Here is a 12,356-nt window from a genome sequence, read left to right as displayed (position 1 = left end):
CTCAGCGCTCAACCAGCGCGATGCGCGTGTTGTACCAATTCATGAAGAAGCTGATCGACAGCGAAATGGTCAGGTAGACCCCCATGATGATGGCGATGCCCTCGATGGCCTGTCCGGTCTGGTTCAGCGTGGTGTTGGCGATGCTGACGATGTCCTGATAGCCGATGGCAACCGCGAGGGAGGAGTTCTTCGTCAGGTTGAGGAACTGGCTGGTCATCGGCGGCACGATCACGCGCAGGGCCTGGGGCAGCACGATTTGGCGGAGCACGACGCCGGACTTCAGCCCGAGCGCCTGGGCCGCTTCCCACTGACCATGCGGCACGGCGAGGATGCCGGCGCGCACGATCTCGGCGATGAAGCCGGCGGTGTAGGTCACCAGGCCGATCAGCAGCGCGAAGTATTCCGGGCTGACCGTCATGCCGCCCACGAAGTTGAAGCCGCGCAGCGCCGGCCAGTCCACGGCCGTGGGCGCGCCGCCCAGCAGCCACACCGCCAGCGGGAAGCCGATGATGAAGCCGAGCGCTGCCGGCCAGATACGGCGCGGCTGGCCGTCCTGGAACTGGCGGCGGCGCATCGCCTTGGCGAAGAAGTAGGTGGCGAAGCAGCCGGCCACGAAGGCGAGCAGCGCCCAGCTATGCGCCTCCTGCCAATTGAGGAAGGGCAGCTTCAGGCCGCGGTTAGAGAGGAAGACGCCGGCCACCGGGTTCATGGCCTGGCGCGGGCCGGGAAGGCTCTGCAGAATGGTGTACCAGAACAGCAGCTGCAGCAGCAGCGGGATGTCGCGGATCACCTCGACATAGACGGCCGCGATCTTCGCTAGCAGCCAGTTCTTGGAAAGCCGGGCGATGCCGATCAGCGTGCCGAGGATGGTGGCCAGCACAATGCCGATCACCGCGACCTTCAGCGTGTTCAGCACGCCGACGGTGAGCGCGCGGGCATAGGTGCTGGCGGGAGTGTACTCGATCAGGTGCTCGCCGATCGGCAGCCCGGCCTCACGCTGAAGGAAGCCGAAGCCGGTGGCAATGCGCCGGACCTCGAGATTGTGCTGCGTGTTGCGCACCAGCCACCAGATCAGGGCGGCGACGGCGCCGACGATCAGCACCTGCCAGACGATGGCCCGCACGCGCTCATCCGCCCAAGACAACCGGAGCTGTCTTTTCGGCGGGGCGCGGAACTGCCGCGGGTCGGAGGCGGTCTGCGACATCCGGTGGGGCCTTCGTCTCTTCTTGTTCTTGGTCAGGTCCAAAGGGGCGCGCGGAACCTTTCGGCCCGCGCGCCCCTTCGGGGTCAGATGCCGATCAGCGGAAGGGCATCGCGTATTGCTGGCCGCCCGGCGTGGTCCAGAGGGCATTCGGGCCGCGCTGAATGCCCAGCGGGGTCAGATGGCGCGTGAAGATCTCGCCGTAGTTGCCGGTCGCGCGGATGACGTTCACCACCCACTCGTTCGGCACGCCAAGCATCTGGCCCAGGCCGCCATTCTTGCCGAGCATGCGCTGCACCTCGGGGCGCTGGTCGTTCGCGGCCATCTGCGCGACGTTGGCCTGGGTGATGCCCAGCTCCTCGGAGGCGACGAGGGCGAAGTGCACCCAGCGGACGAGGTCGGCGTAGCGCTGGTCTCCATGGCGGATCAGCGGGCCGAGCGGCTCCTTCGAGATGACGTCCGGCAGGATCAGGTGCTCAGCCGGGTTGGGCTGGCTGGAGCGGGTGGAGGCAAGGCCCGACACGTCCGTGGTGTAGGCGTCGCAGCGGCCGGAGGCGTAGGCGCTGACCAGCTCCTCGAGACGCTCGATCACCACGGGGGTGAACTGCACGTTGTTGGCGCGCGCCCAGTCCGTCAGGTTCTGCTCGGTGGTGGTGCCGGGCTGCACGCAGATGGTGGCGCCGTTCAGCTCCTTGGCCGTCTTCACGCCGGTCGAGGTCTTCACCATGAAGCCCTGGCCGTCGAAGAAGTTCACGCCGCCGAAGTCGAGGCCGAGCGAGGTGTCGCGCGACAGCGTCCAGGTCGTGTTGCGGGCCAGCAGGTCGACCTCACCGGACTGCAGGGCCGTGAAGCGGCTCTGCGCGGTAGTCGGCACGTAGCGGACCTTGTTGGGGTCGTTGAAAATGGCTGCAGCGAGGGCGCGGCAGTACTCGACATCGAAGCCACGCCAGTTGCCCTGGCTGTCCGGCTGCGCGAAGCCGGCGATGCCGGTGTTCACGCCGCAGACAAGGGTGCCGCGGGCCTTGATGGCGTCCAGAATCGAGGCGCCGCCGGCCGCGGGGGCCTGGGCCGCCGCGGGCAGGGCCGCAAATGCCGTCATGACAAGTGCGCCGAGCGCACCGAGCGTTGCGCGCCGCAAGGGCTGCATGGTCATCAAACTCTCCCTGAGTCTCATTGAGAAACTCCCGGCGTCATGCTGCGCCAGGGTTGTGCCTTGATCAACGCGGGATTGCGCGGGCCGCAGAGCCCGCCCTTAGCGTTCCGCCGCGTCCAGAGCAATTCCACCCGGGCTGGGTTCCCCTGCGGGTTGCGCGACGGCACGATGAATGGGGCGGATAGCACACGACACAAGCTGTGCAAGCCGCGTGCCGTGCAGCGTGAGGAGGCCGACCTGTTGCATCTCGACCACGCCGCGGTGGAGGCCCTCCTTGCCTGGGAGGCGCTGGCCGGCGCGCTGGACTCCATGTTCCGGACGGGCTGCGAGGCCCCGCTGCGCCACGCCCATGGCTGGGAGGAGGGGGCGGCCCGGAACAGCCTCCTGCTCATGCCGGCCTGGCAGGCCGGGCGGTACACGGGGGTGAAGATTGTGCATGTGGCGCCCGGTCACGCGCCCGCGGTGCACGCCGCCTATCTTCTCTCGGACGCGACGACGGGCGCGCCTCTGGCCCTGCTCGATGGCGGTGCGCTGACCGACCGGCGGACGGCCGCGGCCAGCGTTCTGGCGGCACGGCATCTGGCCCGGCCAGACAGCAGGCGCCTGCTATTGCTGGGCAGCGGCAAGGTCGCCCATGCGCTCGCCGGGGCCTATCGCGCTGCCTTTCCCATCGAGGACATCGCGGTCTGGTCGCGCGAGTTCACCAACGCAGCCCGCCTCGCCGCGCGGCTGCGGGCTGAGGGCCACCCGGCAAGGGCGGTGGGGGATCCGGATCCGGGAGAGGCCGATATCGTGTCCGCGGCCACCCTCTCCCGCACCCCGCTGGTGCGGGGGGACGGGGTGCGGCCGGGCACGCATGTGGATCTCGTCGGCGCCTTCCGGCCGGATATGCGCGAATCGGATGCCGCCCTTCTCGCCCGCGCCACGCTGGTGGTGGACACGCGCGCGGGCGCGCTGGCCGAGGCGGGGGATGTGGTGCAGGCGATCGCCGAGGGCGCCTTCGGGCCGGACCATCTGGCCGCGGATCTGGCCGCCCTGTGCCGCGGCGAGCATCCCGGCCGGCGCGACGATGCAGAGGTGACCGTGTTCAAATCCGTAGGCTGGGCGGGCGAGGACCTGGCGGCCGCCATCCTCGCCTATGAGGGCGCGCTTGCCGCGGATGCCCAGGACTAGGTTCTCAGGCCGGGCGGAGAGTAATGGCGACCCCCTCCCCGTCCGGCTCGACCGTCGCGCCAAGCCCCTCCAGCGCCGCCCGGGCCTCGGTGGGCAGCGACCAAGCCATGCTGAGGCGCGCCCCATCCAGCCGCAGCGGCGGGCGCGCGCCTGCGGGCAGCGCGGCGGCGCCGGAAGCGGCAAGGATCAGCGCCCCCTCGATGGCGGGCGAGCGGCGCTCGATGACGGCGGTGCCGAGCACGCGCAGCTCTACGGGCCCGCCGGCAGCCAGGGTCAGAAGGGGCAGCAATTCCTGCAGGACTCGGGCGGCCGGGGCGGGGCGCAACCCCTCTTCCCGCCCGAGGGAGAGGAACCCGCGCGCGAGGTGGTCGTAATCCAGCGCCGCTTCCCGCGCACGGGTGATCTGGCGTGTCACCATCTCCCCCGCCGGCAGGCGCGGCAGGGCGGAGTCCAGATTCGCCGTGAGCACCATGGAGAGGTTGTTTACCGCGTGGCGCACCGGCCGCAGCAGCAGCGCCATGGCCTGTTCGGCCGGGGAGCCGCCCGGTGTGCCGTTCTCGCTCATCGGGGCATTCCCTCCAGGATGTCGTGAAAGAGGCGGGCCGGCAGGGTGCCGCCGCGGACGTCGTCCATCGGCGTGGCGTCGTCATTGCCCAGCCAGACCCCGATGACGGTGCCGCCGGAGAAGCCGACGAACCAGGCATCGCGGAAGTCCTGGGTGGTGCCGGTCTTACCGGCGGCCGGGCGTCCCGTCACGGCGGCGGCACGGCCGGACCCGCGGGAAACCACGGCCTCCAGCATCCGGCGGATCGCCGCGGCATTCTCCGGCTGCACCACCCGCTCGGCGGCCGGGTTACCCGCGGGCAGCGTGCGCCGTTCGGCCCGGGCGGAGGCGATGCCATGCGGCACCACCCGCATCCCGCCATTGGCGAAGGCCGCATAGGCGCCCGCCAGCTCCAGCAGGCTCGCCTCCCCGGTGCCGAGCGCGATGGTGGCGTCGTTCGGGAAGGGCCCGGCCAAGCCCAGGCGGCGGGCGGTGGCGGCCGCCTCCCGCGCGCCACCGGCCCGGGCCAGCACGCGCACGGCGGCGGTGTTCACGGAATGGGCGAGCGCCTCCTCCAGCGGCAGGTCGCCGCGGGAGCGCCAGGCGCCGTTGCCAGGGGACCAGCGGCCGAGGGTGATCGGCGCGTCGGAGACGGTGGATTCCGGATGCAGCCCGTGCTCCAGCGCCGCGAGATAGACGAAGGGTTTGAACACCGAGCCAGGCTGCCGCCGGGCCGAAACCGCGCGGTTGAAGGGGTTGCGGCGGTAGTCGCGCCCGCCAGCCATGGCGCGCACGGCGCCTGTGGCGGCATCCAGCACGACAACGGCACCCTGGCCGGCATCGGCCGCAGCACCCGGGCCGGCCAGCATCGCCTCGAGTTTCGACTCGACCAGTGCCTGCACGCGCAGGTCCAGCGTGGTGCGAAGCGTGAGGTCGGCGGAGCCGGGATAACGGGTGGCGAGGTCGTCGTTCACCCAATCGGCGAACCAGCCGGAATCGCGGGAGGGGCGCGCGGGGAACGCGATTCGCTCGGATTCGGCATCGGCCTGGGCCTCGGTCAGGGCGCCGATGGCGGCCATGGCGTGCAGCACCTCGGCCCCGCGCTCGGCCGCGGCGGCGGGATTGGCGCGGGGATTGAGGCGGGAGGGGGCCTTGGGCAGGCCCATCAGCACCGCCGATTGCCACACCGCCAGCCGGCGCGCCGGCACGCCGAAATACAGCCGCGCGGCCGCATCCACCCCATAGGCACCGCCTCCGAGATAGACGCGGTTGAGATAGATCTCGAGCAGCTGGTCCTTGGTGAAGCGGCTCTCCAGCCATAGCGCCAGCATCGCCTCCTGCACCTTGCGGCGAAGGGACCTCTCGGGTGTCAGGAACAGGTTCTTGGCCAGCTGCTGCGTCAGGGTGGAACCGCCCTGTGCCACCCGGCCTGTGGTGAGGTTCACCCAGACGGCGCGCAACAGCCCGATCGGGTCCAGCCCGAAATGGTCGCGGAAGCGCCGGTCCTCGATGGCCAGCAGGGCGGTGGGCAAGTGGACCGGCACATCCCGCAGCCGCACCGTCTCGCCATACAGGTCGCCGCTGGTGGAGAGCAGGCGCCCGTCGCTCGCCTCCAGCGTCACCGAAGGGCGGCGCGTGGTCTCCAGCGCGTCCTCGGGCCGCGGCAAATCCCAGGCGAAGACGAGGAGAAGCACGGCCAGGGCCAGCCCGCCCCAGACCACGCCCATGAGCGCCCAGGCCGCGAGGCGGCGTGCCAGGCGGCGCCGCTTGACCAGCTTGACCGGCGCGGACTGCGCCGGCGCAGCGCCCTGCGGGCCGGCTGCACGGCCCCCGGCCCGCGCGCCCGCGAGCTTCTGGGGCGACGTACGCGCAATGGTTGCGATCGGAACCCTCGGCATGGCAGAGGGACGGTTAGCACGGTCCTGTGATTCCTGCACTTGCGGGCACGAGGAGGACCGAGCCGAGAGGGTGCAGGATGCACGCGACGGTTTGGGGACGGGTGGCGGGATACTGGCGCGCCGCGGCCTTCGGGCTTGCGGGCGTGCTTGTCCTGGCACAGGGCGCCGCGGCGGCCCCGGACAGCCAGCAGTGCCGGATCGAGTGTGCCGCGACCTTCCCCGAGCGGTCCGACAATACCGCTGTGGTCCAGACCTGCCTCGCCCGCTGCACGGCCCGGGCGGCTGCGCTGGGCAGCGCGAACGTCACGGGCACCACGGCCATGCCGATGCCCCAGACGCCCTGGACCCAAGGGCCCAACGGCCGCCGCCAGACGGCGCAGGTGGCGGCAGTGCCGCGTGAACTGGGCCGGCAGGCGCAGCGGATGGCGCAACGCCAGGCTGCAGCCGTGCGAGCTTCCGGCGAGCCCGGACGGCGCGGCGCCGCCGCACGGGAACAAGCAGCCCCGGCCGAGTCATCCCCGGCGCCGGTGGCGAATGCTGCGGCCACGGCACCTTCCTTCTTCGGTTCGCTCATGGCGGCCCAGGCGGCGGCACCCGGCGCGCCGGGAACGACCACGGGCTCGTCGCGCGCCCCCGACGCGGGGCGCAGCTCCTTCGGTGCCATCTATCTCGCGGCCGCCCCGTCGCGCCGTTACGGGCTGGTTGTGGGGGCGTCGGATCGCGGCGTTGCGCATCGCATCGCCGAGAGCGCCTGCAAGGGCGGGATGGGAAACACCTGCCGCCTAGCCGGCGACTTCACCCTGCGCTGCGCTGCGATCGCGCACGGCCTGCGCTCAAACGGCTCGGTGGTGATGACTGCACATCCCAGCACCTACACGGTGATGGTGGGCACGACCGGCACCGGGCCGACGCAGGCGGATGCGGAGCGCCAGGCTCTTGCTGCCTGTGTTGAGCGCGGGCGCGACATGACCTGCCAGATCACCGAGGCGCGCTGCGCCCATTGAGCGGCCGAGGCGGGTTTCACGCCCCCGTCCATCCGCCCTAGGCTTCCAGCCTGCGCCGACCGGGCGCGCTGGGGAGCCGATTGCCGCGATGACCGATCCGACCACCATTCGCCAGACCGCACTGGACTGGATTGCGCGGAACGAGACACGCCTCTCCGCCTTCAACGAGCGCATCTGGGGCTACGCGGAGCCCGCCTGGCGCGAGTACCGCTCTCTGCAGGCATATGCCGAGATCCTGCGGTCCGAGGGGTTCACGGTGGAGGAGAGCTCGGGTGAGATGCCCACCGCCTTTGCCGCGCGTTGGGGGAATGGCGGGCCGGTGATCGCCGGCTTCTCGGAGTACGACGCAGTCCCTGGCAACTCGCAGCAGGTTGTGCCCTATCCGGCGCCGCGCGCCGGGCTGCACCCCTATGCCGCCGGGCACACGGACCCGCATTCAGTGCTCGGCACGGCCTCTCTGACCGCGATGCTGGCCACCAAGGCGGCCTTCGAGCAGCACGGGGTGAACGCCACGCTGAAGCTGTTCGGCGAACCGGCGGAGAAGGTGTGCGGCTCCAAGCCGATCCACGCCGCCAAAGGCTATTTCGACGGGCTGGATGCCGCGGTGGTCTGGCATCCCTGGCCCAGCAACACCGTGACCGGTGACATCCATTTCGGCGCTTATTGGAGCGCGGTGATCACCTTCGAGGCGGAGCACCCTGAGGGCTGGGTGGACCCCTCCCTCATGCCCACCCAGGCCGCACATGCCGTAGCCCGGTCGCCCGGTGCGCTGGACGCGATGTGCCTGATGTACACGACGACGAAGTACACCAAGGAAGCGATGTTCCCGCATAGCGGGTCCTGGACACTGAACGAGTATGTGCTGGGCGATGCCGGCGCGACCTCCGACAACCTCGCCCCGCGCTTCAGCCAAATCCAGTACTCCTGGCGCTCCTCCTCACTCGCGATCCAGGAGCAGATCTGGCGCGTGCTGGCGAACAACGCGAAGTCTGCGGCGATGGCGACCGGCACCCGCGCCTTCGTGCGCTGGGTGACGAAGACGCGTGTGGGCCTGCCCAACTCGGCGCTGACCGAGCTGACCTGGCAGAACCTGCAGGCCGTCGGTGCGCCGACCTACAGCGAGGACGCGCTGGGTTTCGGGCGGGAGATCCAGAAGAATCTCGGCCTGGAACCGATGGCGAACCCCTTCATCCCCAGCGTGACGACGCTGACCACCCCCGCCGAGAACGATGCCGGATTGCGGCGCACGCTGGCAGGCTGGCAGACGCATCTCAGCGCCGACGACTATGTGGAGTATTCCTGGCATTGCCCGACCGTGCGCCTGCTCGCCGCGCGTCCCCGGCTGCGGCCGCCCTCCCTCGGCTATGCTTACCCCAACTGGGCCTATCTCGCGCTTGGCGGCCATCCGGCGACGGTGGATCCTGGGATGTTCGTGGCGGCGAAAACGATGGCACTGACCATGGTGGACCTGGCGACCAAGCCCGGCGCGTTGGATAGCTGCCAGGCCGAGTTCCGCGAGCGTACCGGCGGCGGCGTCGGCGGCACGGACTGGGTCGGCCCGCTGCTGCCGACCGATTTCAAGCCGGCGGTCGATCTGCGCTGGCCGGAATACGTGACCACGCCGCGTGGCGAGGAGTGGACCTTCCCGACGCCGCATCAGGGCACGGGCGCTGGCGAACCGATCTGAAGAGAAAGGCCGGGGAGAAAGAATTCTCCCCGGACCCCTCATCTTCTTTTGCAAGTTTATCGTCGCGCCGATGACGCTGGTGCACCAGCGCTACCCACAGAAATAGAGGGGGGTCCGGCGGGATACCTCCCCCCTGCCTTCCCAGCCTCAGGCCAGCGTCGTCAAATCCTGGAACCAGTGCTGCGCCTGCACGTAGTTCCGCACATTGCGCCCGAGCACATGCGGGTTGGTGTCGTGCACCACGAAGACCAGAAGCGCCTGGTCCACCACGCGCTCATGCACGCGCGCCATCAGCCGGTCCTGCTCGGCCGTGTCGAAGGATTGCACAGCCTGGTCGATCAGCCGATCCGTCTCAGCGTCCTTCGCGTGGGACCAGTTCACCCCCACCGGCGCGATCTGGTTGGAGTGGAAGAAGCGCACGAGGGCGTAGAGCGGGTCCGAGGTGACATAGGCGACGTTGTTGGCGGTGATGCCGCGCATGGATTCATGCGCCGCGCCGTTGCGCCATGCGGTGTAGAGCACCTCCAGCTCCACGGGCTGGAAGTCGATCTCGATGCCGACCTCCTTCCAGGCCTGCTGGATGTACTCGTTCATCGGCATGGACAGCATCTGGCCTGAGCCGCCGGTCGCGATGAGGAACTTGGTTTTCATCGGGTTGCGCGGGGAGAAGCCGGCGGCCTGAACGAGGCGGCGTGCCTCGTCCGGATCGTAGCGCACCTTGAAGGAGGGGTTGCCGAACCAGGGGGAGGCCGGGTCCACCACGCCCGTCGCGGGCTTCGCCAGCCCGCCGAGAAGCTGGACGATCTCGTCGCGGTTGATGGCGAGGTTGGCAGCCTGGCGCAGCCGCAGGTCGCGCCAGGGTGAGCCCTCGAGCATCGAGAGGTGGTAGTTCCACACATGGGGGGTGACGTTCTCCACCACCCGGTTCCCGGCGGATTTCAGCTGCGGCACCATGTCCAGCGCCGGCGTCTCGATCAGGTCCACCTGGCCGGAGAGCAGCGCATTGCTGCGGGTGACGGCGTCGGGCGCGCAGACCAGCACCACGCGATCCACCTTCGGCATCCGCGCCGGGTTCCAGTAGGCCGTGTTCTTCACCAGCTCCGCCCGCTCCCGCGGGACCAGCCGCGCGAGGCGGAAGGGGCCGGTGCCGGAGGGCTCGGAGGCGAAGCGGTCCCAGGACCGGCCAAGCTTCTCGTACTGCGCGGGCGAGGAGACCAGGAACCACAGCAGCTGATAGGGGAAGAGGCTGTCCACGGCCTTGGTGGTCAGCTCGACCGTCGTCGCATCAAGCTTCTTCCAGCCGGCGAGCGAGGGAAGGCGCGGGCGCACCTGGGCAGCCTGGCGCTGGTCGAACTGCGGCGCCTGCGGGTTCATCACCTTCTCGAAGTTCCAGATGACCGCATCGGCGTCGAAGGCCGAGCCGTCATGGAAGGTCACGCCCTGGCGCAGCTTGAGAACCCAGCGCTTGCGGTCGGTGGGATCGGCTTCCCAGGAGGTGGCGAGGCCGGGGACGAGTTTGCCTGGCCGGTCCGCCACATTCATCTCCCAGGCCACCAGCGGGTCGTAGATGGTGTAGCCGGTGAACTGGTAGGCGCCCGCACCGCGATCCGGCTGGCCAGCGGTGAGCGGGATGTCGGCCATGGAGATGCCATAGCGCAGCACCCGCTCGCCAGCCTGCGCCTGGGCTTCGGGGATGATCAGGCCGGACGGAAGGGTGGCGAGACCGGTGGCGCCCAGCAGGGCGCGGCGCGACAGGGTCATTGGAGGCTCCCGGTTGGTCAGGCCGCTGAAGCAATGCCTGTGCCGCAACGAACCGGGCTGCGCCTCGCCCTCCGCCCTCCCTACCCCCGCACGTCCATCGCCGTGCGCAACCCGTCGCTGACCATGTTGAAGCACATGCTCGTCACGAAGATGCACACCCCCGGCAGCATAGCGATCAGCGGTTGGGTGTAGATCGCGGTACGCAGCGTGTTCAGCATCAGCCCCCATTCCGGTTCCGGCGGCTTGGTGCCGAGGCCGAGGAAGGACAGGCCCGAGGCCAGGATCATCGAGACGCTGATGAGGCTGGTGGCATAGACGAAGATCGGGCCGAGCACGTTCGGCAGCACATGCACCCGCACGATGGTCATCGCCCCGGCCCCGCTGGCGCGCGCGGATTCCACATAGTCGAGATTGCGGACGGAGGTGGTCGTGCTCTCCGCCACGCGGATGATCTGCGGGATGAAGACAAGGGTCAGCGACAGCATCGCGTTGGAGATGCCCGGGCCGAGCGCGCCGGAAATGGCGACGGCCAGCAGCACGGAGGGGAAGGCGTAGAACACGTCCGTGGTGCGCATGATCAGCATGTTGACCCAGCCACCCGCGAAACCCGCGATCACGCCCAGCGTGCCGCCGATGGCGAAGGCGATCAGCACGGGCGTGATACCCAGGAACCAGGAGAGGCGGCCGCCATAGAGAAGCCGTGTCATCATATCGCGGCCCAGCTCGTCTGTGCCGAGGGGATAGCGGCCATCCTGGAACCAGATCGGCCGCAGCCGGCGGATCATGCTGGTCTGGTAGGGATCATGAGGCGCGATCCAGGGCGCGAGCAGGATGGCCAGCGCCATCAGCAGCAGGATAGCCCCGAAGAACAGCGTGACGGGATCGCGCGAAAGGCGGCGGGCGACGCCTTGCCAATAGCCGCGCGTCCGAGCGGGCGGCGCCTGCGGAACGGTGAAGGGGGCTGTGGCGGCGGTCGTGCTCATGCGCGGCGAATCCGGGGATCGAGCGCGGTCTGAATCAGGTCGACCGCGAGGTTGAGCACCACGAAGAAGATGGCCAGTACCAGGATCGTGCCCTGCAGCACCGGCAGGTCGCGCTGGAAGATGGCGCTGTTCAGCAGGAAGCCAGTGCCCGGCCAGGAGAAGACCGTCTCCACCAGGATGGAGCCGCCCATCAGGTAGCCGAGCTGCAGCCCCATCACGGCCAGCACGGAGGGTGCCGCGTTCTTCACCACATGCAGCGCGATGCCCCAGCGGCGCAGGCCCTTGCCGCGAAGAGTGGTGACGAAATCCTGGTTTAGCAGCTCCATGACGATGCCGCGGACCGTACGTGTGACGATGCCCATGGGAATGACCGAGAGGGTAACGGCGGGCAGCACGAGGAACTGGATGTGTGCCCAATCCCAGGCCCAGGAGCCCGAGCCGCCCGGCCCCGCGCCCATGGCCGGCAGCCAGTTCAGCGTCACGCTGAACAGCACCACCATCACCATGCCCAGCCAGTAATGCGGGATGGAGACGCCGGCGGCCGCGAGGCCCACGGCCAGCTTGTCCACCCACGTGCCGCGGAACACGGCGGCGATGGTGCCGAGGAGGGAGCCCATGAGGAAGCCGATCCCGGCGGCCACGAGTGCAAGCCTCAGCGTGTTGCTGACCGCCGAGACCAAGTCCGCCGTCACCGGCCGCCCCGTGGCCAGGGACCGGCCGAGATCGCCCTGTACCACGCGGGAGAGCCACAGCCCGAACTGCACGGGCAGCGGCTTGTCCAGCCCGTAGTCGCGGCGGACCTGCTCCACCACCTCCTGCGGTGCATCGGCGGGAACGATGGCGTTGATGGGATCGCCCGGAGCGATCTGCACCAGCATGAAGCAGACGAGGCCGACGGCGAGGGCGATGGGAACGGCGTAGAGCACCCGCCGGAGGAGGTAGAGGAGCATCG

Annotated in this window: 10 protein-coding genes; 3 read left to right on the top strand and 7 right to left on the bottom strand. The window is 69.7% G+C overall.

Annotated elements, in window-relative coordinates:
- Position 1: 1 nt before the first annotated feature.
- Positions 2–1,123, bottom strand: coding sequence for an amino acid ABC transporter permease (locus ACVBD7_RS22200; protein ID WP_458095411.1), 1,122 nt, complete (start codon positions 1,121–1,123; stop codon positions 2–4).
- 175 nt (positions 1,124–1,298) lie between these two features.
- Positions 1,299–2,348 (bottom strand): amino acid ABC transporter substrate-binding protein, encoded by a 1,050-nt coding sequence (locus ACVBD7_RS22195; protein WP_458097753.1) that lies wholly within the window; start codon positions 2,346–2,348, stop codon positions 1,299–1,301.
- Positions 2,349–2,522: 174 nt separating this feature from the next.
- Between ACVBD7_RS22195 and lhpI the strand changes: the two genes are divergently transcribed.
- Positions 2,523–3,527: a bifunctional Delta(1)-pyrroline-2-carboxylate/Delta(1)-piperideine-2-carboxylate reductase gene (lhpI, locus tag ACVBD7_RS22190; protein WP_458095410.1), complete on the top strand. Its 1,005-nt coding sequence runs from the start codon at positions 2,523–2,525 to the stop codon at positions 3,525–3,527.
- Positions 3,528–3,531: 4 nt separating this feature from the next.
- On the opposite strand, the gene ACVBD7_RS22185 is transcribed toward lhpI, so the two are convergent.
- Entirely contained in the window at positions 3,532–4,092 is a 561-nt protein-coding gene (locus ACVBD7_RS22185; protein WP_458095409.1) for a hypothetical protein, read from the bottom strand.
- Positions 4,089–5,969, bottom strand: coding sequence for a transglycosylase domain-containing protein (locus ACVBD7_RS22180; RefSeq protein ID WP_458095408.1), 1,881 nt, complete (start codon positions 5,967–5,969; stop codon positions 4,089–4,091). Before ACVBD7_RS22180 ends, ACVBD7_RS22185 begins: the two co-directional genes overlap by 4 nt.
- A 77-nt stretch (positions 5,970–6,046) precedes the next feature.
- Here ACVBD7_RS22180 and ACVBD7_RS22175 point away from each other — a divergent pair, with 77 nt between their 5' ends.
- Together ACVBD7_RS22175 and ACVBD7_RS22170 are read left to right on the top strand one after the other, a co-directional pair.
- On the top strand, positions 6,047–6,973 hold the full coding sequence (locus ACVBD7_RS22175) for a DUF4189 domain-containing protein (protein WP_458095407.1): 927 nt from the start codon (positions 6,047–6,049) through the stop codon (positions 6,971–6,973).
- Between the two features lie 88 nt (positions 6,974–7,061).
- Positions 7,062–8,660: an amidohydrolase gene (locus tag ACVBD7_RS22170; RefSeq protein ID WP_458095406.1), complete on the top strand. Its 1,599-nt coding sequence runs from the start codon at positions 7,062–7,064 to the stop codon at positions 8,658–8,660.
- A gap of 147 nt (positions 8,661–8,807) precedes the next feature.
- Here the strand turns inward: ACVBD7_RS22170 and ACVBD7_RS22165 are convergent, their stop codons facing one another.
- From ACVBD7_RS22165 to ACVBD7_RS22155, 3 genes are all read right to left on the bottom strand, one after another.
- Positions 8,808–10,421: an ABC transporter substrate-binding protein gene (locus ACVBD7_RS22165; RefSeq protein ID WP_458095405.1), complete on the bottom strand. Its 1,614-nt coding sequence runs from the start codon at positions 10,419–10,421 to the stop codon at positions 8,808–8,810.
- 80 nt (positions 10,422–10,501) lie between these two features.
- Complete coding sequence (locus ACVBD7_RS22160) at positions 10,502–11,404, bottom strand: ABC transporter permease (RefSeq protein ID WP_458095404.1); 903 nt, start codon at positions 11,402–11,404, stop codon at positions 10,502–10,504.
- Positions 11,401–12,354 (bottom strand): ABC transporter permease, encoded by a 954-nt coding sequence (locus ACVBD7_RS22155; protein WP_458095403.1) that lies wholly within the window; start codon positions 12,352–12,354, stop codon positions 11,401–11,403. Before ACVBD7_RS22155 ends, ACVBD7_RS22160 begins: the two co-directional genes overlap by 4 nt.
- Positions 12,355–12,356: the final 2 nt, after the last annotated feature.

This window comes from Roseomonas sp. WA12, from assembly GCF_054165765.1.
The sequence above is the reverse complement of the archived record's forward strand: the minus strand, read 5'-3'. Positions and strand labels throughout refer to the sequence as shown.

What these genes read in the sequence shown, in the direction of transcription:
- ACVBD7_RS22195 (WP_458097753.1), bottom strand. Translation starts at nt 2,348, where the DNA reads ATGCAGCCCTTGCGGCGCGCAACGCTCGGTGCGCTCGGCGCACTTGTC.
- lhpI (WP_458095410.1), top strand. Translation starts at nt 2,523, where the DNA reads ATGAATGGGGCGGATAGCACACGACACAAGCTGTGCAAGCCGCGTGCC.
- ACVBD7_RS22185 (WP_458095409.1), bottom strand. Translation starts at nt 4,092, where the DNA reads ATGAGCGAGAACGGCACACCGGGCGGCTCCCCGGCCGAACAGGCCATG.
- ACVBD7_RS22180 (WP_458095408.1), bottom strand. Translation starts at nt 5,969, where the DNA reads ATGCCGAGGGTTCCGATCGCAACCATTGCGCGTACGTCGCCCCAGAAG.
- ACVBD7_RS22175 (WP_458095407.1), top strand. Translation starts at nt 6,047, where the DNA reads ATGCACGCGACGGTTTGGGGACGGGTGGCGGGATACTGGCGCGCCGCG.
- ACVBD7_RS22170 (WP_458095406.1), top strand. Translation starts at nt 7,062, where the DNA reads ATGACCGATCCGACCACCATTCGCCAGACCGCACTGGACTGGATTGCG.
- ACVBD7_RS22165 (WP_458095405.1), bottom strand. Translation starts at nt 10,421, where the DNA reads ATGACCCTGTCGCGCCGCGCCCTGCTGGGCGCCACCGGTCTCGCCACC.
- ACVBD7_RS22160 (WP_458095404.1), bottom strand. Translation starts at nt 11,404, where the DNA reads ATGAGCACGACCGCCGCCACAGCCCCCTTCACCGTTCCGCAGGCGCCG.
- ACVBD7_RS22155 (WP_458095403.1), bottom strand. Translation starts at nt 12,354, where the DNA reads ATGCTCCTCTACCTCCTCCGGCGGGTGCTCTACGCCGTTCCCATCGCC.